At 45.6% G+C, this 24612-nt stretch carries 23 protein-coding genes; 15 read left to right on the top strand and 8 right to left on the bottom strand.

Going from position 1 to position 24612, the window contains the following annotated elements; translation table 11 throughout:
- Positions 1–261: 261 nt before the first annotated feature.
- A complete protein-coding gene (locus G9G53_RS17970; RefSeq protein WP_165149430.1) occupies positions 262–1494 on the bottom strand; it encodes an MFS transporter in 1233 nt (410 codons plus the stop codon).
- A 91-nt stretch (positions 1495–1585) separates the two neighbouring features.
- Entirely contained in the window at positions 1586–2140 is a 555-nt protein-coding gene (locus tag G9G53_RS17965) for a MarR family winged helix-turn-helix transcriptional regulator (RefSeq protein ID WP_165149428.1), read from the bottom strand.
- 351 nt (positions 2141–2491) lie between these two features.
- Here G9G53_RS17965 and G9G53_RS17960 point away from each other — a divergent pair, with 351 nt between their 5' ends.
- The 4 genes from G9G53_RS17960 to G9G53_RS17950 all read left to right on the top strand — a co-directional run bounded on the left by G9G53_RS17960 (position 2492) and on the right by G9G53_RS17950 (position 6205).
- Positions 2492–3838 carry a cytochrome ubiquinol oxidase subunit I gene (locus G9G53_RS17960; protein ID WP_069012158.1) on the top strand — a complete coding sequence of 449 codons (1347 nt, stop codon included), beginning with the start codon at positions 2492–2494 and terminating at the stop codon, positions 3836–3838.
- Positions 3835–4866 (top strand): cytochrome d ubiquinol oxidase subunit II, encoded by a 1032-nt coding sequence (locus G9G53_RS17955; protein ID WP_029519198.1) that lies wholly within the window; start codon positions 3835–3837, stop codon positions 4864–4866. The genes G9G53_RS17960 and G9G53_RS17955 overlap by 4 nt, the downstream gene beginning before the upstream one ends.
- A gap of 6 nt (positions 4867–4872) precedes the next feature.
- Entirely contained in the window at positions 4873–4983 is a 111-nt protein-coding gene (gene cydS / locus G9G53_RS26925; protein WP_007432143.1) for a cytochrome bd oxidase small subunit CydS, read from the top strand.
- A gap of 211 nt (positions 4984–5194) precedes the next feature.
- Positions 5195–6205: an MBL fold metallo-hydrolase gene (locus G9G53_RS17950; protein WP_165149426.1), complete on the top strand. Its 1011-nt coding sequence runs from the start codon at positions 5195–5197 to the stop codon at positions 6203–6205.
- A gap of 121 nt (positions 6206–6326) precedes the next feature.
- Here the strand turns inward: G9G53_RS17950 and isdG are convergent, their stop codons facing one another.
- Genes isdG through G9G53_RS17930 form a run of 4 tightly spaced genes read right to left on the bottom strand, consistent with a single transcriptional unit; the run spans position 6327 to position 9455 of the window.
- Positions 6327–6677: a heme oxygenase gene (gene isdG / locus G9G53_RS17945; protein WP_165149424.1), complete on the bottom strand. Its 351-nt coding sequence runs from the start codon at positions 6675–6677 to the stop codon at positions 6327–6329.
- 1 nt (position 6678) lies between these two features.
- Positions 6679–7470, bottom strand: coding sequence for an ABC transporter ATP-binding protein (locus G9G53_RS17940; protein ID WP_069012157.1), 792 nt, complete (start codon positions 7468–7470; stop codon positions 6679–6681).
- Positions 7467–8465, bottom strand: coding sequence for a FecCD family ABC transporter permease (locus G9G53_RS17935; RefSeq protein ID WP_176715747.1), 999 nt, complete (start codon positions 8463–8465; stop codon positions 7467–7469). The genes G9G53_RS17940 and G9G53_RS17935 overlap by 4 nt, the downstream gene beginning before the upstream one ends.
- Positions 8466–8474: 9 nt before the next feature.
- Positions 8475–9455 carry an ABC transporter substrate-binding protein gene (locus tag G9G53_RS17930; protein ID WP_069012155.1) on the bottom strand — a complete coding sequence of 327 codons (981 nt, stop codon included), beginning with the start codon at positions 9453–9455 and terminating at the stop codon, positions 8475–8477.
- Positions 9456–9852: 397 nt separating this feature from the next.
- On the opposite strand from G9G53_RS17930, the gene isdC reads away from it, so the two are divergent.
- From isdC to G9G53_RS17890, 8 genes are all read left to right on the top strand, one after another.
- Entirely contained in the window at positions 9853–10368 is a 516-nt protein-coding gene (gene isdC / locus G9G53_RS17925; protein ID WP_069012154.1) for a heme uptake protein IsdC, read from the top strand.
- Between the two features lie 72 nt (positions 10369–10440).
- A complete protein-coding gene (locus tag G9G53_RS17920) occupies positions 10441–10908 on the top strand; it encodes an NEAT domain-containing protein (protein ID WP_029519187.1) in 468 nt (155 codons plus the stop codon).
- A gap of 32 nt (positions 10909–10940) precedes the next feature.
- Positions 10941–11438 (top strand): NEAT domain-containing protein, encoded by a 498-nt coding sequence (locus G9G53_RS17915; protein WP_039273678.1) that lies wholly within the window; start codon positions 10941–10943, stop codon positions 11436–11438.
- A 98-nt stretch (positions 11439–11536) separates the two neighbouring features.
- On the top strand, positions 11537–15520 hold the full coding sequence (locus G9G53_RS17910) for an NEAT domain-containing protein (protein WP_165149422.1): 3984 nt from the start codon (positions 11537–11539) through the stop codon (positions 15518–15520).
- 280 nt (positions 15521–15800) lie between these two features.
- Positions 15801–16760: a heme ABC transporter substrate-binding protein IsdE gene (isdE, locus tag G9G53_RS17905; protein ID WP_165149420.1), complete on the top strand. Its 960-nt coding sequence runs from the start codon at positions 15801–15803 to the stop codon at positions 16758–16760.
- 14 nt (positions 16761–16774) lie between these two features.
- Complete coding sequence (locus G9G53_RS17900; RefSeq protein WP_069011983.1) at positions 16775–17758, top strand: FecCD family ABC transporter permease; 984 nt, start codon at positions 16775–16777, stop codon at positions 17756–17758.
- The gene (locus G9G53_RS17895) at positions 17748–18527 is read left to right on the top strand and encodes an ABC transporter ATP-binding protein (RefSeq protein WP_069011985.1); all 780 of its coding nucleotides are present in this window, start codon (positions 17748–17750) and stop codon (positions 18525–18527) included. Before G9G53_RS17900 ends, G9G53_RS17895 begins: the two co-directional genes overlap by 11 nt.
- Before the next feature lie 283 nt (positions 18528–18810).
- Positions 18811–20439: an ABC-F family ATP-binding cassette domain-containing protein gene (locus G9G53_RS17890; RefSeq protein ID WP_013311942.1), complete on the top strand. Its 1629-nt coding sequence runs from the start codon at positions 18811–18813 to the stop codon at positions 20437–20439.
- 182 nt (positions 20440–20621) lie between these two features.
- Here G9G53_RS17890 and G9G53_RS17885 read toward each other — a convergent pair whose 3' ends face one another.
- Complete coding sequence (locus G9G53_RS17885) at positions 20622–20807, bottom strand: hypothetical protein (RefSeq protein ID WP_029517162.1); 186 nt, start codon at positions 20805–20807, stop codon at positions 20622–20624.
- Positions 20808–21261: 454 nt separating this feature from the next.
- On the opposite strand from G9G53_RS17885, the gene G9G53_RS17880 reads away from it, so the two are divergent.
- Both G9G53_RS17880 and G9G53_RS17875 read left to right on the top strand, forming a co-directional pair.
- Complete coding sequence (locus G9G53_RS17880; RefSeq protein ID WP_165149407.1) at positions 21262–22131, top strand: cation diffusion facilitator family transporter; 870 nt, start codon at positions 21262–21264, stop codon at positions 22129–22131.
- A gap of 191 nt (positions 22132–22322) precedes the next feature.
- Positions 22323–23489 (top strand): C40 family peptidase, encoded by a 1167-nt coding sequence (locus tag G9G53_RS17875; RefSeq protein ID WP_165149405.1) that lies wholly within the window; start codon positions 22323–22325, stop codon positions 23487–23489.
- Positions 23490–23615: 126 nt separating this feature from the next.
- Here the strand turns inward: G9G53_RS17875 and G9G53_RS17870 are convergent, their stop codons facing one another.
- On the bottom strand, positions 23616–23783 hold the full coding sequence (locus G9G53_RS17870; RefSeq protein ID WP_029517166.1) for a DUF1328 domain-containing protein: 168 nt from the start codon (positions 23781–23783) through the stop codon (positions 23616–23618).
- Positions 23784–24043: 260 nt separating this feature from the next.
- Between G9G53_RS17870 and G9G53_RS17865 the strand changes: the two genes are divergently transcribed.
- On the top strand, positions 24044–24565 hold the full coding sequence (locus G9G53_RS17865) for a DUF948 domain-containing protein (protein ID WP_029517167.1): 522 nt from the start codon (positions 24044–24046) through the stop codon (positions 24563–24565).
- The last annotated feature ends 47 nt before the right edge of the window (positions 24566–24612 follow it).

Genomic DNA, 24612 nt, shown 5'->3' with positions numbered 1-24612 from the left:
TCTCCATATATAGCTTATCTGTATTGTAACTCATTCTGCGAATGTCTCCAAAGAGAAGTTCGCGTTTCACAGGAAAATGCAATGACATATATCACGATGATTCATATAAACATGGCTGATGAATATGGAGGTTTTTTTAATAAAAACAGGATGCTATATAAGCCGAACTCGAAAAATTAACATGAAACGGAGTAGGCGGAATGGTGCTGTACAAGCGTAGCGGTCGCTTTTGTCCCCGGATTTCTACCCTAATCATAGGCTTTATTCTAGAAATCTGGGGGCGATGGGAAGCACCATCCGAATGCGCAGGGAGGCGATAAATCCCACAGACAGAACTGCCGCCAGCAGCATAAATGTAGTCATCTGATTGCCGCCATTCCCCATCAAACGAATGGAGAGCATAGGAGCTAGACTTGTACCGGCAAACAGGATGAAGGTATATAGTGAGACAGCTATAGCTCTCGCTGCACCGCCGAGCTGGCCGACGATTGCTATGAGTGAAGGAACACTCAGGGCAATGCCGCTGACAAAGCATACACTCAACACCACGATAGTCATAAGAGAGTGTGTCATTCCCATCAGCGCCAAACTCAGAATGGAAAGAATAAGAGCTGTACGTAATATAAGGTGCACACCGTATTTCTGGGCTAGCTTTCCTGCGAATGGTGAAAGGAGCATGCCGATGATACCAGCGGATCTGACATAAAGCATCTGTCGGCTATTCAGGCCAAATTCAGGGCCGCCAAGATAGTTACCCAAAACCGTATACATGCTCACAAAGGACATCAGGAGAACAAAAGCAACCGTGTAGCTTAACCATAAAGGATACGAGCGCAGAACAGTCCCCAACTGACCGAAGGCTGCCCAAATGCGAACCCCTCGTTGAGGGGAGGGAGCTTTAGGCAGGAAAAAAAGAACGATCAGGAAGGTGATTGCGTACAAAACACCTAGCATTCGAAATACCATATTCCATCCTATTTGTTCGCTGATGATAATACTAAATACCTGTCCAGCAATACCTGCCACTAGAAAACCAGTGCTGATAAAGCCGATAGCCGTTACCCGTTTTTCGGTTGGAAACATATCTACGGCGTATGCGAGAGCAACAGGGGAAAAGGTGGCTGCCGCCAAACCCTGAAGCAAGCGCAACACAACTAATACAGAATACTGATTGGTTAAGCTGAGGGATAACGAAAGGATCGTCAATGCGAGCAGTCCGGCAACGATAACCTGCTTGCGTCCAAAGCGATCAGACAATCCTCCATAAATAAGACATCCCGCCGCAAATCCTAAGGAAAAGATACTTCCCGGCAGAGCTGCTTCAGCAAGCGTTTTTCCAAATACTTTAGCAAAGAGAGGGACCAAAGGGATCGTTACATACAGGCTGGTCATCACGGCAACCGCTGACCAGCATAGGATTACAATCATCCATGCATAAGGGAGAGCAACATTTTCCTTCTGTATAACGCTATCATTAGTTCGTAATTTACTCATCAAGGGAACACTCCTTAATCATCAAATAAGTAACTCATTAAATATAAACAATTAAATATATTAGATAACCTAATTATATGTTTAAAAAAATTTATCTGCCCACCCCCAGTTTGTCTTCCATATGATGATGGATTTTTTCTATAATCCGCGAAAAAACGACCTGCTCCTCAGGCTCCAAAATACTCGCTAGAGAAGCACAGGAAGACCAAAATACAGGAAGCACTTGCTGTACAAGATGAGATCCCCCTTCTGTAATGCGCACATGAATTTTGCGTCGATCTGAGGAATTATGTTCTCTGATAATCCAGCCTCGTTGCTCTGTCCAGTCTAGGAGAGATGTAACAGATGCACGACGAATTCCCAGACGGTCGGCAATCATTGAAGGGCTCATCTGAGCCTGGGATTGGTGTAGTGTCAACAGCAACAATAAATCTAGCTTACTCTCTGTCAGGCCATAAGCAGCTAGATCCAAATCTATTGCGTCGAGCGTATTATCACCCGTCCATAGCAAGAAGAGGCCAATACGGGCGAGTTGTCGATTCGTTTCTGCAAGAGCAGTTTGATCCATTAGCTCCAGATAAGGTTCTGGACCCAGACGGGGAAGAGGTTGCTGGACGGTGTCCCGCATACTTTGTTTTGGTGGCATACATTCACTCTTTTCATATAATTAGGTTATCTAACTATATATCAATATAGCGTATTGAAATGCATAAAACAATATCTAAAAATAAATACGGCTACATTCAATGCAGAAGCAGGGTTAAAACTCGACAGAATGAACCAAACTGTGAATAGGTTACCAAAATGCGCCAATAGATAAGTGAAGGAGGCGTTCCTATGTTCCGCAAGCAGGAAAGAACGCTCATTATTGTATGTATAGTAATTGCGGCCATTATGCTATATGCCGTAATTAAAAGCATAGCTCGCTTGACTCCTTAGTTGGTAATCCAGAGTGATCCGCGATGTTTAAAATGTGAAATGAAGGAGTGAAACCCATTTGTCTTCACTGGACCCTGTATTACTAAGCCGGATGCTGACCGGAATTACCCTGTTTGTTCATATCGTATTTGCATCTATCGGCGTCGGCGTACCCTTAATGATTGCACTAGCAGAATGGCGCGGGCTGCGAACTGGTGATCCGCATTATACCCTGCTGGCCCGACGGTGGGCGCGAGGGTTTGTCATTACCGTTGCCGTGGGTGTCGTTACAGGTACCGCCATTGGTTTGCAGCTCAGCTTGCTTTGGCCCACCTTTATGCGGGTGGCTGGACAAGCGATTGCACTGCCTCTGTTTTTGGAGACGTTTGCTTTTTTCATCGAAGCTATATTCCTGGGCATCTATTTGTATACTTGGGATCGGTTTAAAAGCAAATATTTTCACCTGATGCTGCTCATCCCGGTAGCGATTGCCTCATCTGCATCAGCGGTTTTTATTACGACTGTGAACTCGTTCATGAACCAACCTCAAGGCTTTACACTCAAAAATGGAGTCATGACAAATATTCATCCCATCGAGGCCATGCTAAATCCGGCTACGCCGACCAAAGTTTCTCATGTACTGGCTTCCTCGTATACATTGAGCGCTGGGGTGCTGATGGGACTGGCTGCTTACAGTATGCTGCGGGGACGTAATCACGCTTATTTTAAAAAGGCGCTGAAGCTCACTGCCACCTGTACCATTGTGTTTGCCATCAGTACAGTGATGATTGGAGATGCATCCGGTAAATTTCTGGCCAAATATCAGCCGGAGAAGCTGGCCGCCGCCGAATGGCATTTTGATACGATGACGCACGCGCCCTTCGTATATGGCGGATACATGGATAAGAACGGTGAAATCAAATATGCCCTGAAAGTGCCTTATGCACTTAGTGTGTTGGCCGGGAACCTGCCCAGTACGGAGGTCAAGGGATTAAATGATTATCCCGTAGATGAGCGTCCGCCCCTGTCTATCCATTATATGTTTGACCTCAAAATCACCACAGGGGTGCTGATTCTCGTCATTCCGCTGTTGTATCTGATCCGCAAGCGTTTGCCAGGTCGCAAACCATACCCCAGATGGCTGCTGTTGGCGCTCATTCTGGTGGGGCCGATGGCGATGGTAGCTATTGAGCTCGGATGGATGTTCGCGGAGGTCGGTAGACAGCCGTGGATTTTACGCGGATATATGAAGGTGTCCGAAGCAGCAACCACTTCTACGAGTGTTGGGTGGATGCTGGTGTTGTTTGTTATTTTGTATCTGGTGTTGTGCTTCTCGGCCATTAAGGTACTCAGCAAGCTATTTCGCAATAAGGATGCGGTGGAAGAGATAAGACAGCTCGGCCTGGAAGGGGCTGATGGTAAGTGAGCTATGAAATTGTAGGCATCGCCATTTTGTGGACGTTCCTGTTCGGATATTTGCTTATAGCATCTATTGATTTTGGTGCAGGGTTTTTCAGCTTTTACAGTGTGTTAACAGGCCACCAGAACAAAATCCACAATATTATTCAACGGTATCTATCCCCGGTGTGGGAGGTAACAAACGTATTTCTCATCTTTTTTGTGGTGGGATTAAACGGGTTCTTCCCGGATGCGGCATATTACTATGGTACGGCGTTACTCGTTCCCGGCAGTATTGCGATTGTACTTCTCGCCATCCGGGGAGTGTATTATGCATACAATACGTATGGGCATTCCGGCACCAATAATATCGTCTACATGGCGTTGTACGGTGCGACAGGGTTACTGATTCCGGCGGCACTGTCGACGGTCCTCGCTATATCGGAAGGCGGCATTATTGTGGAGAACAGTACAGGTGTGCACCTGCAATGGGGGCAGCTATTAAGCAATCCCTACACGTGGGCGGTTATTTTTCTGGCGTTGGTAAGCGTACTGTATATCTCGGCGATGTTTTTGGCCTATTATGCCAAAAGGGCAGGAGACAAGGTCGCTTTTGAAATCGTACGAGGATATGCACTGCTTTGGAGCGGTCCAACGATTGTTGCGAGTCTGCTCGCATTTTTTCAGATTAACAAACAAAATCCAGATCATTTTACCAATATGCTGAACATAGCCTGGATGTTTGTCGCATCCTTCATATGCTTTGCGGGAGCAGTTTATCTGGTATGGCAGCGGCGGCATCTAGGGGTTTCGTTCATATTGGTGATGCTGCAATTTGCATTTGCCTGGTATGGCTACGGCCGCTCGCATCTCCCGTATGTTCTGTATCCCTACATTAATGTCTACGACAGCTTTACAAATTCTACGATGGCGTATGCGTTGATTACGGCGTTTGTTGCGGGTCTGCTGGTGCTGATCCCTTCGCTGATCCTGATATTAAGATTGTTTCTGTTCGATGCAAAATATGTGCGCGGACATGAAGGGAAGAAAGGATGAGTTAGAGTGGCTGCTTTCGAGCATTTTACGATTATGTATGAGTCACCTATCATTATCGTCGTGGCGATTGTGTTTTTGTTTATTTATTCGGCACGCTTTAAAAATCCACAAGACTGACAACAACAGGTGGAACAGGCCTTCCTGATTGATCCGGGAGGTCTGTTTTTGCTGTATTATCGCAGAATTTCCTTTACAGACGTGATTGAATTATACTTTACATAGATCAGGATATTGCATCATTTTATGTTCACACTCGAATGACAATATATAGTTAAATTGAACCGCTGCGTTTTTTGGAGAACGGGTTCATCAGGGAGGGAGCTGCATCATGCCCAAAGTTCGTTTTAACAATATGGATCATGTAAATACCGATAAAACCATCAAGCAATTCAGACAATGGCGGCAAGAGCGACGCAGCAAAATAAAGGATTATACGTTCGTTGTGCCAAACCATCCCCCGGAGCTGGAGTTTCTGCATAGCAATCGGGAGATGGCGACAGCCACCTGGGTGGGGCATTCCACCTTTTTCATCCAGTATCTTGGGCTGAATATCGTCACCGATCCGGTGTGGGCAGAGCGTATGGCTTTTGATAAAAGGTTGGCCCCGCCCGGCATTCGCATCCAGGATGTACCACCACTAGACATCATTCTGCTGTCTCATTCACACTATGATCATTTACATTTAGAATCCTTACGGAAATTATATCGTGCAAATACGCTGATGCTTGTACCCACAGGGTTAAAGGCGAAAATGATCCGCAAAGGTTTTCGTAACTGTCATGAGCTGCAATGGTGGGAGCATTTTACGGTAGGAGGGGTACGATTTACATTTGTTCCAGCCCAGCATTGGACACGACGCACGCCGTTTGATACGAACACTTCGCATTGGGGTGGATACGTTCTGCAAAGTGAACAGCAGGTGATTGGCTCTGCCACGTCCGTCACGGAATCTCATCCTCATTCGAATACAGATTCAGAGCATACACCGACGTTGTATTTTGTGGGAGACACTGGATATTTTCGTGGGTTTAAGGAGATTGGCGAGCGCTTTGCCATTGACCTGACCTTTATGCCGATTGGCGCGTATGAACCGGAATGGTTCATGACCTCGCAGCACGTGACACCGGAGGAGGCATTGCAAGGGTTTGTAGATTGCGGCGCAGATCAGATGATTCCGATGCACTACGGAGCCTTCAAACTAGCGGATGATACGCCAAGAGAGGCGCTGGATCGTCTCGAAGCGGAGCGTGAGCGTATGGGTATTGCAAAGGAACGCATTCATGTTCTAGGGCACGGAGAGACGCTGAAAATTGGACGTCGCTGCTCAACTACAATCTGAGAGATTCGACATCATCCTTATATAAGAGGATTTTGCAAAATCCTGATAAACAAAGCGGCTCGGCGGACAATTAACTTTGCCTGCCGAGCCGCCTTTTTTGGTTTTTAGCTATAATGCAGGGTTAAACGGCTTTGGAATCACTTGCCAAAGAGGAATCGCTGTTGGCGATGGGATGACGAACGATTTTAACTTCATAGAACGTGATTTTATTTTCAATAATATAGTCCGGAATTTGACGATGGCTATGGGATTCGCGGAAAGCTTCGCTTTTCGTCCAGCCTTGGAAGTTCTCTTTTTCTTTCCATCGTGTACTGATCGTTACTTCCTCATAATCCTCCGTGTTTTCAGTCAGCAGCACTTCCAGACCGAGAAAGCCTTCCATTTTTTCAACTTTTCCTTCTTTGTTAAATCTTTCGATGAGTAGATGTGCATTGCCCGGTGTGATTTTAGATGTATTTGTTACGATAACCATATTAAATTCCTCCTGAATGATGTGGTATGGTCGGTATAATAACCGGATAGCCATCCTCAAATTTGATGGTAGCGTTCATTTCATAAATGTCGCGAAGAAAAGCAGACGTCAAAATCTCATGGGGTTCGCCGACAACGGCGATTCGTCCCTTTTTAAGCGCAATCATATGATGACAATAGGCCGCAGCTTGCTGCAAATCATGTAGTACCATAACAATCGTCAAGCCGGACTCGTGATTGATACGCCGCAGCATATCCATAACTTCAAATTGGTGGGCGATATCCAGAAAAGTGGTCGGTTCATCGAGCAAAAGAATACCCGTTTGTTGGGCCAAGGCCATTGCAATTCGCGCTTTTTGTTGTTCACCTCCCGATAGAGTATGGAACATCCGATCCGCATAGGGCTGGATACCCGTGATCTTCATGACATGGTCCACGATTTGCTGGTCCTGTCCGGTATAGCGTACCTTCAAGCCCTTGGCATGAGGAGATCTTCCGTAAGCGACCAGCTCGCGGACCGTCAATAACGGCAGCATATCCTTCATTTGCGGTAGCATTGTAATCGTCTGGGCAAAATCACGCCGCTTGTATTCCTGCACGGGCTTGCCCAATACGGAAACCTGACCCTGATCCTGCTTGAGCAACCGGGTCATAATCCGCAAAAGCGTGGATTTGCCTGAACCGTTCGGCCCGACGATCGCGGTGAGCTGACCAGCAGGCAAGGTGATATTCACATCGACCAGCTTGAAATACCCACGTTGTAAGGAGATATGCTCACCCTGAATGGCTGTCATCCGAAATTCCCCCGTTTCTTGAGTAAGATTAAGAAGAACGGTGCCCCAATGACGGCCAGCAAAATACCTACAGGCAGTTCAATCGGGTCAAACCAGGATCGCGCCACCGTATCTGCGAGAACAACCAGCGTTCCGCCGCCCACAATGGAAAGGGGAAGGAGGAAACGATAATCTTCCCCGATTAGCAGCCGTATGACATGGGGAACGACCAGTCCTACAAAGCCGATCAACCCGGCTACACTGACTGCTGTACCGGCCAGCAGGGCAGAAAGCAGGATAATGAGCATACGTTGAAGCTCTACTCGCTGGCCCAGCAGCTGTGCTGAATCGTCGCCCAGTAGCAGTAAATTAGCAGGTTTAATCGCAAAGAAAGAGGCGATTAATCCAATGATGGCGTAAGGCGCCATGAACTCCAGATGATGCCAGCTTCTTCCGTTTAATCCGCCGGATAGCCAAGGAAGAACGGCCTGTACGCGGTCGCTGAACATGACCATTACGCCGTTGGTGAGTGCGCCCAGCAGCGCATTGATCGCAACGCCAGCCAGCACAATTTTGACAGGCGACGCCCCTCGGTCCCAAGCCAGCAGATAAATGACGATTGCGCTCAGAAAGGCTCCCAAAAAGGCGGTTATCGGAAGAAGGTAACTGAGCTGGGGAAGCATCACCATCGTAATGACGGCGGCAAGTCCACCTCCAGCCGATACACCAATAATGCCAGGGTCAGCCAATGGATTTTTCATGACACCTTGAAGAAGTGCTCCGGAAGCTGCAAGACAAGCTCCTACCAGTAAACCTACTAATACTCTGGGTAGCCGGAGATCCATCAGGATCGTGCGATATGTAGATTCATCATTATGTAGCAAAACATGATTGATTTCTTGAAGTGGAATCGACACCGAACCGTAGGCCAGACCGTACACAGAGACGGCCAGCAGTAGAATCGGAAGGGTAATCCAGGCGATGGTGCGTCTTCTGGCGCGCTGTAGTTTGTTCATTGCCATCGCCTATTTCGCCGGATACAGCTTTTGATGCATCAAATCCAGCGCTTTAGTGACCCGTGTGCCCGGATTCGTACCGAACAGATCTGAAGGTAAAACCTCGACCTGATTGTTTTTGACTGCTCGGATTCCGTTCCAAGCTGCATTTTCCTGCATTTCCTTTATAAATGCAGCTTTAACATCTTCTGTATTGCCATGAGTCATGATGAAGATGTAGTCAGGGTCAGCCTGTATGATGCGTTCTGTGTTCAGCTGCGCATATTGTGGGAAATTTTGCAGGCCCGGAAAATCAGCGGCGATGTTAGAGCCACCCGCAGCTTCCAGAATGTTTCCACTCAGTGAATTCGGTAGTGCCGCCATGTACGTAGCCGGGGCTCCGTAGACGAGCAATACCTTCGGTTTGGAGGCAGAAGCGGTTTCCTTTTGTAGCTTGGTTACTTGTTGGTCAATTTGCTGGTTCAGCTTTACGGCCCCGGCTTGCTTTTGTAGTAATTGTCCGAACAGTGTAATTTGTGTCTGGATATCCTGAACTGAATTGGCACTAGTCAGCAGCAGCTGTGAACCTACTCCTTCAATGGCTGGAATGTCTTTTTCATTCATAGGATAATTGCCTAGCACGACATCCGGTTTGAGCATCGTAATTTTCTCCAAATCTACTTCATGAGTGGAGCCTATTTGCTGAACGTTCTCAGCAGCAGGTACGACGACAGGTCCATTGGAGTTGGGTCTTCCTACGGCTGTCCCGCCCAATGCGTATATAATATCCAGATCGCCATTGCTGAGCGCAACGATATGTTGAGGAACCTTTTGAAACGCCAACGTCCGTTTTGAAAAATCAGTAACTTGGATGGCTGCACTGCTTGTCGTGCCAGAAGTGGCAGATACGGAGGCACTGGTTGGTTTATGATCTGTGGTCGGGGCACCATTACTACATCCGGTAACTGCCAATAAAAGCACTGCGGACGACCACAACATATAAGATTTCATGTTATTCCTCCTGCAATTTTCGAGTTAAACAATAATGATAATCATTTTCAATTATATATAAGAGAATGATAATGAATATCACTGGGCAATGTCAATTGAAAAAACAAAATTTTTAAATAAATTTTGAACTAAAAATAAAAGGGATATATTCGAATTAAAGAAGAAGGAACTACAAATTTTTCTTAAAAAATAGCATATATCAAGGGATTGCGTACACGCAAATACATATTGACATTTTCGAAAAGTGTAAGATATATTGGTGATGGGTTTACTTTATTTTGCGAAATTATGGAATAGAGAGGTGGGGAGACAAGCTCGAAAAGAGCTATTTTTTTAAATTACCAATTGAGAATGATAATCAATTAGTTTATTCTCGTGGGGAGGGACTGCTGTCAAAATGAAGAAGGGGTATTCTGCAATTATTGCTGTGTTTCTGCTGGTGAGTGTGCTGAGCTTTTGGCCAACTTCGTCATCTGTAGGAGCCGCTGCGGCTTCTCCAAAATTGGCGGATGGTACATACACGCTCAAATACAATATCCTCAAGGCAGAAAATGATTCGGTGTCCATGGCTAATGATTATTTTGAAAAACCAGCTAAGTTGTATGTGAAAAAAGGTCAAATGACCATGCAAATTAAGCTGAATCATAGCGAATGGACAACTGGGTTTAAAGTAGATTACAAAGGCAAAATCATCGATACCAAGGTCATCCATAAGGATGCCAAAACCGATACCCGCACCGTACAATTTCCAATTACGAGTGTGAACAGCCCGTTAATTTCTAAAATCCATGTTACTGTCCCTGCGTATAACTACGATCATGACTATACGATCCGCTTCGCTTTTGATTCCAAAAGTGTCAAAAAAGTAGCAGCCGTCCAGTCAGCAAAATCAACTAAATCTTCCAAGAAGTAAATTCAAGCCATCTCTATCGTTCATAAAATCAACACAAATTCAAGCATAAAAAATGGAGGAGTGTGTGTAGATATGAATATGGTAATGAATCGCTTTGAGCAATTTTCTTTTAAGAAGGTATTCGTAGCATTGATCATGACAGCGCTTGTTTTTGCACTTGTTGCTCCATTCTCAGCTAAAGCGGCAGCAGCCGACGGCACGTACAACGTAGACTACACCGTTCTGAAGGATCAAACCAATGAGACTTCTCGATTGGATAGCTACCTGACGAAGCCTGCTCAGGTTACGGTAGCTAACGGCAAAAATGTCGTTCGTCTGACTGTGAAAAGCAGCAATCTGATTACAACGTTCAAAGTAGAGCAAAATGGCGTACTGCAAGATGCGACTGTAGTGAGCACAGATACTGCTAGCAACACTCGTGTAGTGGAATTCGAGGTTGCTGATCTGAATGCAAAAGTGAATGCTTACGCTGAAATCACAATCCCAGTAATCGGCTACACAGGCAAGTATGATGTACAACTGCAATTCGACGAAATATAATCCAAAAATAAAACGTAAAGGAGATTAAGAACATGAACATGATTATGAATCGTATGGAAAAATTGTCTTTGAAAAAAGTAATGCTTACTGTACTGATGGCAGCGCTTGTTTTTGTGGTACTGGCTCCATTTTCTGCCAATAAGGCGAATGCGGCTTTGCCTAATGGAACGTATCAATTGCCTTATACCGTTTATAAAGATGGAACCACTCAGCCATCTTACATGGATACAAATGGTTATGTGAAAAAACCAGCCACACTGATTGTTACGAATGGTCAATATAAAGTGAGAGTAGCTATTACCAAGAGTGCATGGGTTACTGAATTCAAAACTCAACAAAACGGTCAGTATGTGAATGCGACTGTGGTAAGCACATCAGGGGATACAAGAATAGTCGAATTCCCTGTAACTAGCCCGTCTCAAAAATTGAACGTTAAACTGCATGTAAGTGTGCCTGCAGAATACACTGGTGGTATTCCGTACGATCACGACTATGTTGTTCAATTCCAATTCGACGACAGCGATATCTAAGGCTTCTTTTTGAAAATATAATTTTGAATTGAATACTCATTTGGAGCTTACTTTCAATGCCCCAAATGAGTATATTTTAAGTAGGGGGATACATCACCTTGAAAAGCCGATTTAACAAATACATTACGACATTCGCTGCTATTCTAATGTTGTTTTCTTTATTTTCACCATACGTAGGAGCAACCCCTGAAGTTGATTCCACTTCCCAAAATTTGCCCGATTCAAGCACTACAGTCACTAGTGCTACTTATGCTACTTATGAGATGCCGGTAGAAGTACCTAGCACATATGCTGAGCCTACCAATGCTGTAACTACCACAGATGCGACCTATGCAGATGGAGAATACCTGATTGATTACAAACCTTTAAGAAAGACAGTCAGCGGTAACACCAGAGATTCGAGTTTCAAAACAAACTATACCTATCCTGGAGATTTGATCATTAAGGATGGAAAATACCATTTTTCATTTAAGTTTGCGGAAACTCAAGGGCTATCGAAATTTTTAGTAGAACAAAACGGGGAAACAGTTCCCGCAAAAATAGAGGTGGATTCTGGGAAAGCTTCCGGGACTGTAAGCTTCGATGTTTATGATTTTCATCAAAATGTAAATACGGAGTTTGGATTTAATAGCAGTTCTCCGTGGTATGTAGATACCGATCCAGATCGTTCAGTGAAGGAATGGATTGAGTTTGATCCTTCCAGCTTGAGACTTAAAAACTCAACGGAGAATCCAACGGTTCCACCTGTAACACCACCGGTGACGCCTCCTAATGCAGGAGAAAAACTTTCTGATTTGGACTTTACCCTTTTGAAAGATGGAACCAATGAAAAGTCTATGATGGATGGGTATACGGAGAAACCAGGCTCACTAATTGAGCGTGGAGGTAAACAATATGCCCAGTTCACATTAAAGAACAGCAAACAGATTGATGGTTTTAAGGTAGAGCAAAATGGGGTGTTAACCGACACTTCTGTTGTAAGTGAAGATCAAACTGCGAATACACGAGTGATCGAGTTTGAAGTGAAAGAACTGCCTGCCAAGCTCAACGCATGGGTGAGCATCAACTGGCCTGAGCTGGGCTACGTGCATACTTATAATGTAGATCTTCAGATGTCTTCTGCACCCGCCCCATCAGATTTGGCGGATGGAACGTATTCTATTAATTTTAATACCCTGCACGCCACAAAAGATCAGCCATCAGCCATGGCACAGTATCTGTTGTCTCCGGCAACTTTGACGGTAGCGAAGGGACAAAAAGAAGTTTCCTTCACCATTAAAGACAGCACTACAGTGACGGAATTCAAAACTGAACAAAATGGAACGTTGACGGATGCAGATATTGTAAGTGTGGACAAGACCGCCAATACACGTATTGTGAAATTCAAAGTAGCGGATTTGGACGCGATTTTGAATGCGCAGGTACATGTGAGCACGACCTATCCAGGTGGGGTTTATGAGATGGACCATAAACTTCGTCTTCAGTTCGATAAAAACAGTATCTCGGGAACGGACAACGGTTCAACTCCAGTAACGTCAAATCTGGACTTCACGCTGTTAAAAGACGGTTCAAGTGAAAAGTCTATGATGGATGGATATACAGAAAAACCGGGTACTCTGGTTGAACGTAAAGGCAAGAAATATGTACAGTTCACTTTGAAAAACAGCAAACAAATTGACGGCTTTAAAGTAGAACAAAATGGAGTATTGACCAACACGACCGTAGTAAGTGAAGATCAAACGGCGAATACACGTGTTATCGAATTTGAGGTTAAGGAAGTGCCTGCCAAACTGAATGCATGGGTAAGCATCAACTGGCCTGAGCTGAACTATGTAGAAACCTATGATGTCGATCTTCAATTAGGAGCGGTAACAACCCCGGTTGATCCTGGGACGCCAGGCACACCAGGCACGCCCGGAAAGAATTTAGCTGATGGAACGTATTCAATCAACTTCGATGCGCTGCACGCAATCAAAGATCAAAAATCGGCCATGGCGCAATATTTATTGTCTCCGGCCACACTGACGGTATCAAAAGGCAAGTATGAAGCCTCCTTTACCATCAAAGACAGCACCACCGTGACAGAGTTTAAAACAGAACAAAGCGGGACACTTACGGATGCAGATATCGTTAGTGAGGACAGGAATGCTAATACACGTGTTGTGAAATTCAAAGTGGCGGATTTGGACGCTATTCTGAATGCACAGGTACATGTGAGCACGACCTATCCAGGTGGGGTTTATGAGATGGATCATAAGCTTCGTCTGCAATTTGACCGCAGCAGCATTACAGCTAAAGGACCGGATAACGGAACCACAACCCCAGTTGAAAATGGCAGATACAGCATTGATTTCTCCGTACTCAAAAACGGAAGCAATGAAATATCTGTGATGGATGGATATATGCAAAAGCCAGCCACACTGTTAAAACAGTCTGGTAAAAATATCATTCAGATCAAAATGGACAAGAGCAGCTGGATCAAAACGTTCAAAGTAAATGGTGCAGAGGCTCAGGTTGTCGATCAATCGAGCTCCGCAAATACAAGAACAGTACAATTTGAAGTGCCAAATCTGTCGGATAAAGTGACAGTGAACACGCATGTCATCGTACCTGGATTGGATTTGAGTGGCATCCCATATGATCACGTGTATGATGTGCAGTTCCAATTCGAGCCTGCTACCATTCGAAGCTTTGTTGAGCCTACCTCTTCAGGGGCGGCTGATCCCATGATTAAACTGGATTTTGACAAGCTTGCCAATGGTAAATATGCTTTGAAATTCAGTATTGTTTTGTCAGATGGCTCAACAGCAGCAGATTCACAGGCTCAACGCTTCATCACTGACGAACCGGCGCAATTGGTCGTGGAAGGCGACAAACGGTTTGTAGGTCTGAAGCTGCAAAACAGCAATGAAGTGAAGGCGCTGCGTATTTGGGACAACGCAAGCGGGGACTACCGAGATGCAGAAGTGACCCAGGAAGATGCAGCAAGCAATACGAAGCACGTTCGTTTTAGCGTAAGTGACTTTAAGAACAATGTAAAAGGCCAACTGGTTGTCTACGAAGCTCCTAAAGTGGCAAGTAGCGCTCCGATGGTTTTCAAGGCGGAGGATCGAGTAGAAAAGGTATATGATTTTGAATTTAAATTCGATACCAGTAATGTATCTTATCACAACGAAACCAAAGCAGACGAAGTAGAACAGGGGAAAAATAACTTGGCCGATGGAGAGTACACTGCGAACTTCCGTGTGCTGGCGAACGGAACGGATAAGGATTCTCTAGTAGCTCCTTTTGTACAGAGTCTAGCGAAGTTGATTGTGAAAAACGGTAAGGTTCAGGCTCATGTAACCGTTACGAACAACCAGGCTTTGAAGCTATTCCAAACGGATTTTGAAGGCCGTTATGCCAATCCGACGATTATGGGTTCGGACACTAAAGGTGACACGCACACGATTGCGTTCGAAGTACCTGATCTGGATAAGAAGTTAAGTGTGTACACACAGGTATATCTGCCTGAGAAATACATTCTAAATGAGAAATTCGGCGGACAGATTCAATTTGACCGTGCATCGCTTAAAGGTGAGGGAGTCAATACAGCTACAACCGTAACCCCTACTGAACCGATAGTAGCTTCTACGGACAAGGCAGCAGAAACAACTGCATCTGTAGCTGAAACCAAACCAGTAGTTGAGCAACCGGTTCAAATGGCTTCCGAGAAGCAATACACGATTAATTACAACGTATTTAAAGACAAAACGAGTGAAGCTTCCGTTATGGACGGTTATCTCGACAAGCCAGCCACACTGATTGAAAAGGGAGGCAAGCGCTATATCCAAGTAACTTTGAAAAATAGCTCTTGGATGCCAACTTTACAAGTGGAGCAAAACGGTACCCTGAAAGATGTAGAAGTGATCTCGACATCCGGCGATACACGTGTCGTTCAATTCGAGGTAGGGGACTTGTCCCAGAAAATCAGTGCTTACACACACGTTATTGTGCCTGGCTTGGTTCTTGGCGGAGTGCCGTATGATCACTGGTATACAGTTCAGTTCCAATTTGATGAAGCAAGCCTGAAAGCGAAGTAGCCTCAGGTTGTGACCTCAATGAAGCCCGAATAACAGCAAAGTTTGTATGCAAGCAAGTCTTGGTGCCTCGGCGTCAAGACTTGTCAGCATTTACATACCCGAGGAATTTGCAAAAATCCAATAAGCGACTTCTAGTGAACAATATGTAGATCAAACAGTCTAGTTCGTCTATATATTGCACTTTGGAGCGACTGGAGTCGAATTTTGCTAAATCCTGATACCCGAAAAGTTAGGGTTCCTAATGCAGTTCTATATTTTGAATTGAGGTGACTGGATTTTCATGAAACGATATATAGCATGGGCTCAAGGAAGATCGTTTTGTTTGTATATGTTAATCGGCATCGTGATCTTGTTGCTGGCCGGATGTTCGGGAGGAGGACAGGCTGGACAGAATCAGAGCGATGGTTCGAAATCAGCGGCAACATCTGATGCAACCGGAAAGTCGTCTGACGGTAAAGCTCAAGCTCCTCGTATTGTGGCGACTACGGTAGCCATTGCGGAAATCACGGATGCGCTGGGCCTGGATTTGGCAGGTAAGCCGACAAGCACGAAAGTGCTGCCTGACCGTTACAAGGATGTGCCTGATGTGGGTAATCCGATGAGTCCCGACATGGAAAAAGTGATGTCACTGAAGCCGACGGATGTACTGTCGGTGACGACACTGAAATATGATCTGGAGCCTAAATTTAAAGATTTGAACATCAATGCCGAATTTTTGAATTTTGAAAGTCTCGCGAATATGCAAAAAGAAATTCAAAAGCTGGGAGACACGTTTGGCAAAGCCGAAAAGGCTAAAGAGATTAATGGAGCGTTGGATGCCAAAGTAACTGAGATTCAACAAAAGATCAAAGGGAAGAAATCTCCTAAAGTATTGATTTTGCTGGGAGTACCGGGAAGCTATCTGGTGGCTACCGAGCATTCCTATATTGGGGATCTGGTTAAAATTGCAGGCGGAACAAATGTGGTTCAGGGCGAGAAGGTGGAGTTCATTGCCCACAATACCGAAGCCTTGCAGCAATCCAACCCTGATATCATTTTGCGCGCTGCACACGGGATGCCGGATGAAGTAGTGAAAATGTTCGATGAAGAGTTCAAAACCAACGATATCTGGAAGCATTTCAACGCTGTGAAAAATGGGCATGTCTATGATCTGCCTGAACCGTTGTTTGGCACAACAGGGAATCTAGCGGCAAACTCGGCGCTAGATGAGCTGATGAAAATGCTGTATCCTTCGAATTAAAGGAGGCTGATGACATGTCCAAAAAAGGTTGGAGTCTTATTGTTGTAATGGTCTTGCTCGTCGGCGTCATGTTATATTCAGCGATGACAGGTAGTCTCAAGGTGGATTTGAGTCAGTTGGTCACCGGATTGTGGACAGGTACAGATGATCAGGTGAATGTGGTCAAGGACCTGAGACTACCGAGAATTATCGTAGCCGTTATGGCAGGTGCAGCACTTGCAGTGGCGGGTGTCTTGCTGCAAGCTGTTATGAAAAACCCGCTGGCAGATGCCGGAGTTATCGGCATTTCTTCGGGAGCAGCATTGATCTCGCTGATTGCGGTGACGGTCTTTCCAATGCTTTATTTCTGGATGCCGTTCTTTTCATTTATTGGCGGTGCGATAGCTTGTTTAATGGTTTATGGATTTTCATGGAGATCCGGCTTGCATCCGATTCGTCTCATTCTGATCGGGGTAGCTGTGAATGCCATTTTTTCTGGTTTAGGTCAGTCATTTAATTATCGAGGCAGTTATGCGGTCACCAGCATTAACCAGGTTACTACTTCAACCTTGTCTATGAAAAAATGGATAGATGTCGAGGTTATTGTGACCTATGGCGGGATTGGACTAATTTTGGCCATGCTCGTGTTCTCTTGGTGCAATTTCTTGTCCCTTCAAGATAAAACAGCTAAAAATCTGGGATTCAATGTAACGCGCGCACGACTTTTGATTTCTGTGATTGCAGTGCTGCTTGCAGCAACGGCTACAGCCATCGCAGGAGTGATTGCCTTTATCGGCCTGCTCGTTCCGCATTGTGCCCGCTACCTAGTTGGCTCGGATCATAAGTGGTTGATTCCATTTTCAGCCTTATGCGGTGGCTTGTTGCTGCTGCTCGCGGATACTCTGGGGCGGACGGTGCTTGCTCCCAATGAAATCCCGGCTTCTATTATTATGGCCGTCATTGGCGGGCCGTTCCTGATATTCCTGATCAGAAAGGCGGATCGCACCTATGGACATTAAGGATATAACCTTCTCATATGATCGGAAAACAGATCGTCTGCACGCTATTCATGCTGTTATTGAGTCGGGACGGATTACGACCATTATTGGTCCCAACGGATGCGGCAAATCGACGCTGCTCAGCGTGATGTCCAACAATGCTGTTCCCCGCTTGGGCCAGGTGATTCTGGACGGCAAAGAAATAGCCCACTACAAGCCCAAGGAGCTGGCCCGTCAATTGGCGGTAGTCCATCAGCAGAACGAGGCACCTTCCGACCTGACTGTAGAAAAGCTCGTAAGCTTCGGCAGGTTGCCGCATAAGAACATGTTCACAGCGAGGCGTGACGAGGATGAGGAGGCGATTGAGTGGGCGATAGCCTGTACTAACCTGAACGAACGTAGAACTCGCACGTTGGATCAACTCTCAGGAGGAGAACGGCAGCGTGTATGGATTGCAATGGCCTTGGCACAGCGGACGCCCATTTTATTTTTGGATGAGCCGACCACCTATTTGGATATGTACTACCAGCTTGAAATTTTAGAGCTCATTCGGCAGTTAAACCAGGAACATGGACTGACAATCGTGATGGTGCTGCATGATATCAATCATGCTATTCGGTATAGCGATGTAATGATTGCCATGAAGGAAGGGCGTATTATAGCGAACGGCCCACCTACAGAGGTCGTTACATCTGAACTGATCCAGGCAGTTTATGATGTGGAGGTCGTAATCAAACAGGATGATGAAGCGGGCATGTATCTCATTCCGATAGGAGTCGGGGCTTCCTGACATTTACAAGCATACGGAACATTATTGCTGCGACTGAATAACGCGTTTGTCCTCACGGCATTTCAACGAATTTAAAACATGAAAATGGCTCTGGTCCATGTGTTTTGTCAGGTGACAACCGTGGAGACAGAAGCATTTTTTATTTTATTTATAAGATATTGGATGAGATTCAGGGACGGTTATGCTTATACTACGGTTCGAATCCGATCTTTTGTGTGTTATACTATTGCCGTCGGTAATTTTGTGTTTAGCACTTTACTAATGATAAGGATGGTATGCTTATATGATCAGTACAAGCGGCGTAACGCTTCGTTATGGGAAACGCCCACTTTTTGAAGACGTAAATATCAAATTTACTCCTGGGAACTGCTACGGCCTGATTGGGGCGAATGGCGCGGGCAAATCCACTTTTTTGAAAATTCTTTCCGGTGAAATCGAAGCCAATTCAGGCGAGGTTCACATGACACCGGGCGAACGGATGGCAGTGCTCAAGCAGAACCATTATGAATACGATGAATTCCCGGTTCTGGAAACCGTTATTATGGGTCATACGCGTCTGTATGAAATCATGAAGGAAAAAGATGCGCTGTATGCCAAAACAGAATTTACTGAAGCAGACGGCCTGCGTGCCGGTGAATTGGAAGGCGAATTTGCGGAGCTGAACGGTTGGGATGCTGAGCCGGATGCAGCTTCCTTGCTGATCGGTCTTGGTATTCCTCGCGACCTGCATGACAAGAACATGTCTGAGCTGAGTGGTAATGACAAGGTACGTGTTCTCCTGGCTCAAGCGTTGTTTGGTCGTCCGAACAATTTGCTGCTTGATGAGCCTACCAACCATTTGGACCTCGAATCCATTCAATGGCTGGAAAATTTCTTGATGGACTATGAAGGCACCGTCATCGTCGTATCCCATGATCGTCACTTCCTGAACAAGGTATGTACGCATATTGCGGATATCGATTTTGGCAAAATCCAGATGTACGTCGGCAACTACGACTTCTGGTATGAGTCCAGCCAGCTTGCGCTTGCCTTGACGCGTGATGCCAACAAGAAAAAGGAAGAGAAGATCAAGGAACTGCAAGCCTTTATTCAGCGCTTTTCCGCGAATGCTTCCAAGTCCAAACAAGCTACTTCACGTAAAAAACAACTGGATAAAATTACGCTGGACGACATCCGTCCATCGAACCGTAAATATCCTTTCCTGAACTTCAAACCTGAACGCGAAGCAGGCAAACAACTCTTGACAGTAGACCGCCTCAGTAAAACCGTTGAAGGCGAGCAAGTGCTGAATGAGTTCAGTCTGGTTGTGAACAAAGGCGATAAAATCGCGTTTGTTGGGCCGAACGGTTTGCCTAAATCGACGCTCTTCCAAGTATTGATGAACGAGATCGAAGCAGACAGCGGAGAATTTTCTTGGGGGATTACAACTAGCCAAGCTTATTTCCCGAAAGATAATTCCACCTATTTTGAAGGTGTGGACATGAATCTTGTGGAATGGCTCCGTCAATATTCCAAGGATCAGGACGAAACGTTCCTGCGTGGCTTCTTGGGACGTATGCTTTTCTCTGGTGAAGAAGCACTTAAGAAAGCAAGTGTACTGTCCGGGGGCGAAAAGGTTCGCTGTATGCTGGCGAAAATGATGCTGAACGGTGCCAATGTGCTGTTGCTGGAAGAACCGACCAACCACTTGGATTTGGAGTCCATTACAGCGCTGAACAATGGTCTGATTGATTTTGACGGTACTATATTGTTCACATCTCATGACCATCAGTTTATTCAAACGATTGCGAACCGCATTGTGGAAATTACACCAAACGGCGTAATCGACCGTACGATGAGCTATGATGAATACTTGGAAAATGAAGAAATCGCGAAATTGCGTGAACGTATGTATCCGGTAGAAATCGGCTAAAATTCCAACCGGCTATCTTCAACAACTAGATAAACGAAAGAGGAGCTCCTTTAGGCCATTGAGATGGCAGGGAGACTCCTCTTTTTCGTTTTTGTGCCATGCCCATAGCTTACTTGGCTCTGGCCGTGAGGTAAGATAGACCTCGCCAGACCTTTGGTACCCTATAAAGGCTATGAGGTGGCTTATGATCCGCCTGTACGACGGCGTTGGTTGTTCGGCTTCTTCGTATTTTGGCTTTTAAGTGTTTTGGTGGAACCGCCTTGAAAGCCGCCCTGCTGTGAAGCGCCGGACTGCTGTTTTTTTTGTGCCAGCTTTTCCCGAATGGCATCTGCGAGATTAACTTTACGTGGTTCATTGGCATCGCTCATGAATAAATTCCTCCTGTTGCCGCCAGATTCATGTCAATCATGTTGGATTGAAGAAAAACGCGGCTGTGTCCTCATTTTATACGTTTTTAAAAGAAGGGACAAGGGCAACAATGATAACACCCATCTGGGGTGGGGCGGGAGAGAAAACGTCTGTTTTTTGTGTGAAGGAAAAAATGTTTTGTGTAACCTACAGGAATGGGGCCTGGCAATACTTTTTCGTTGTTCCTACAGCGATGCAGAGCGGAAAGACTGTTTCTCTAGACCCACACAAAGTTCGTCTGCTATCCTGAAAATAACAGTTACCCAAAGGTGAATTGTTATTTTCAGGATAGCTACGCTGCTTGTTTGAAAAGTTAATGTTGAGGGTTCAAGGCAGCGATGCTGCTATTTTTATTTTTGGGCCCGGTGAGGTCGTTCTGCTGGGAACTATATATTTGAAGGAGTGTCCTACGTTGTGGTAAATGTCTATGATGAAATCCGAAAAGGTGAGCGTGGGGCGTGGGTAAGCATTGCTGCTTATCTCTTGCTGTCCGCCTTTAAGCTGATTAGCGGGTATATATTTGCTTCTAGCGCATTGCGGGCGGATGGCTTCAATAATGTTACCGATATTGTAGTGTCGGTTGCTGTACTGGTTGGACTGAGAATTTCCCAAAAGCCACCGGACTCTGACCATGCCTATGGACATTTTCGGGCAGAAACGATCGCGGCGCTGCTGGCGTCCTTTATTATGGCTGTCGTCGGTTTGCAGGTGCTTATTGATGGGATCGGCAGCATTTTCAAGGGCGGAAAGCAAATACCGGATATCACCTCCGCGGGTGTAGCTGTGATTTGTGCCGTGATTATGCTGGGAGTGTACTTGTACAATAACAGGCTGGCACGGCAAATTAACAATAGGGCTTTGCTGGCAGCGGCCAAGGATAATCTATCGGATGCACTTGTCAGTGTTGGGGCAGCAGTTGGCATTATCGGCGCACAGTTCGGGCTACCCTGGCTGGATACTGTAGCTGCGATCGCGGTAGGATGTATCATTTGCAAAACAGCGTGGGATATTTTTAAGGATTCCACACACAGCTTGACCGATGGATTTGATGAGCAAGAACTGTCTGACTTACGAAGTACGATTGCCCGTATACCTGGAGTAGAGGGGATTCGGGACGTTAAGGCACGTGTACACGGCAATCATGCACTAGTGGATGTGGTCATTGAGGTGAATCCGCAACTCAGCCTGATTGAAGGGCATCGGATCAGCGACCGGATTGAGGAGCGCCTACAAGAGGTTCATAATACGATGCATGTCCATGTCCATGTAGAACCCAAATTATAGATTAATTATTAAATAGTTAGTATTAAAAGTGACTTTAGACCTATATGTAAAAGGCGTATACGCTTCCTTTTGTGACGTTTGGATTATATCTCTCTTCCTGCTGCTTTTACTATAATGAAGGCATGTCCGGCTATATTCGTCGGAATTGGATATGCTCTTCAAATTCGTAAAAACAGCCAGGAGGTGCAACATTGAGAAGACGCGTGATGGGAATGCTCATGACGTCAGCCGCGCTGTTGACAGCAATTCATGTGGCGCCGGGTCAGGTTGACGCAGCGGCATCAACAGCATCCACGGGACAGAAGGCGGTTATTCAGGCGGCTGTAAAGCTTAGATCCGGTCCTTCGACTACAGGGGATGTAGTCAGCTTTATGAAGCAGGGAGAGGCCGTAACGGTATTGGAGAAAACCAACAGCTATTGGTATAAGATCAAGACTTCTGATGGAGTAACCGGATACACTAGCAGCTCCGACAAGTACATAAAAGTTGGCGCTACCAGCGTCGCTGCTGCTGTCACCCCGTCTACCACTCGTAAATCGGAAGCCACAGAGTCAGTTAAAAATGTTTCAGCTAAAGAGGCTGTGGCCTCAGTGAATAGTTCTGCCGGTCAAACGAAAGCTACGATTCAAACGTCCGTTCGTTTGCGGGCGGAGGCATCCACTTCTTCCGAGGTTTTGGGTTATTTGAATGCAGGGGATGTCGTTACGATTACCGATCCAAGTAATGCCTATTGGTTCAAGGTTACCAATGCTGGTGGTACGGTGGGTTACGTCAGCTCGTCTCCACAGTATATTCGTATTGGTGAGGGCGTTGTTGTGCAGCAGCCTGTGTCTGCTCCGGTGACAACCACTCCTGATACTACTGCAATACCTGTGACAGCATCTCCTGCGTCAACTATGAACATATTTTCCGGTGATGCAACGGCTGCAATAGAGCAGGTTATTAACACGGGGATGACTTATCTCGGAACTCCATATGAATATGGTTCGGATCGTAGCAGTACGGCTACTTTTGATTGCTCGGCATTTACCCGTCAAATTTTCCGTCAGGCTGTAGGTATCCAGCTTCCGGCAGATTCTCGTTCACAGGGTGAGTGGATCAAGCAAAACAGTCAGCCGAATACGGACATGACTACGCTGAAGCGTGGCGATTTGCTCTTCTTTACAAATTATAATGCATCTTCCGGGGCGTACACGTCCTTGGATAACTCCTCCCAAACGATTACACACGTAGCTGTATATTTGGGAGACAACAAGCTTCTCCATACGTTTTCTGTAGCGGGTGGCGGTGTAAAAGTTACGGATTTCAGCAAGCCTTGGCAGGACCGTTTCCTGTTTGGGGGCAGCGTGATTCAATAAAAACGCCGCTAACTGTTAAAAAGCTGCATCAAAAAAGGATGTTCCACAGCCCTGTTGACCAGGGTGGGAACATCCTTTTTTTATAGACATTTAGAATATTGCTTTTGTGCAGCTAGCATCCGATAACTATGAAACCCGTTTTCTTCTGGTGAAGAGTGAAATGACGAACAACACCAGAAATATCACAAATAATATTTTAGCGATTGTAGCAGCTACGGACACGACGATACCAAAAAAACCTAAGATACCGGCGATCACAGCAAAAATTAAGAATAAAGCGGACCATTTTAGCATGTTCTGTATCCTCCTTTAATTGTATATAATGTGGCATACTCACGCCCCGATAGAGCATGGTTGCAGATGATGGAGACTTCTATAGAATATTCGTGTCTGTGCCATCGTTATACGTTGTTTTAAACGGTGTGAGAGTCCGTGAATCATAACGTTTGGAGCGGAGAAGAAGCCAGCCTGGACGTTGTTTCGTGTCTGAATCTAAAGGGTAACTATGCAGTAATCATAAACATCATCGTGAAAGACGAAAGAGAGGTTACGCTATGTTAACACAGGTCAGCATTTTTATTATTGCTATCGCATTTGCAGTTCTCGTTATTTTCCTCATTAAAACGTTGAAAGCAGCACAAGGCTCTTTGGATAAGGTGACTCAAACCTTGCAGGATGTACAAAAAACGATTGATGAACTGAGTTATGAAGTAAAACAAACGGTTCGACATGCGAATGACATCACCGCAGATGTTGATCATAAATTGAAGCAAGTGGAGCCAGTGATGGAATCGGTTAGAAATTTGGGGGAGGTACTCAGCGAAGTGACGTTGGCTGCCAAGCAGGCTTCAACAGCGTTAATGACACGGTTTCAGAAATCGCATAGCGCTGCGAGTAATACTTCCAGAACGGATAACGCGATCAAGGCAACGACATCGAATAGACCTTTGACCGCAACGGAGCGGACGGTTCAGAGCTACAATGCGACTTATGAGGAGCCTGCGGCCAAGCCAGGTAAAAACTGGTTGGGTTATGTAGACATCGCTGCTGGGGTGTGGCAGAAAATGCGTCAGTAGCATAGTGGCTGAACCGTAAACTACAGGAAATTCATTGAAAGGGTGAG

The organism is Paenibacillus sp. EKM206P (assembly GCF_011066155.1).
Lineage (GTDB): Bacteria > Bacillota > Bacilli > Paenibacillales > Paenibacillaceae > Paenibacillus > Paenibacillus polymyxa_D.
Note: the sequence above shows the minus strand (reverse complement) of the source record. Positions and strands in the feature narration are given on the sequence as shown.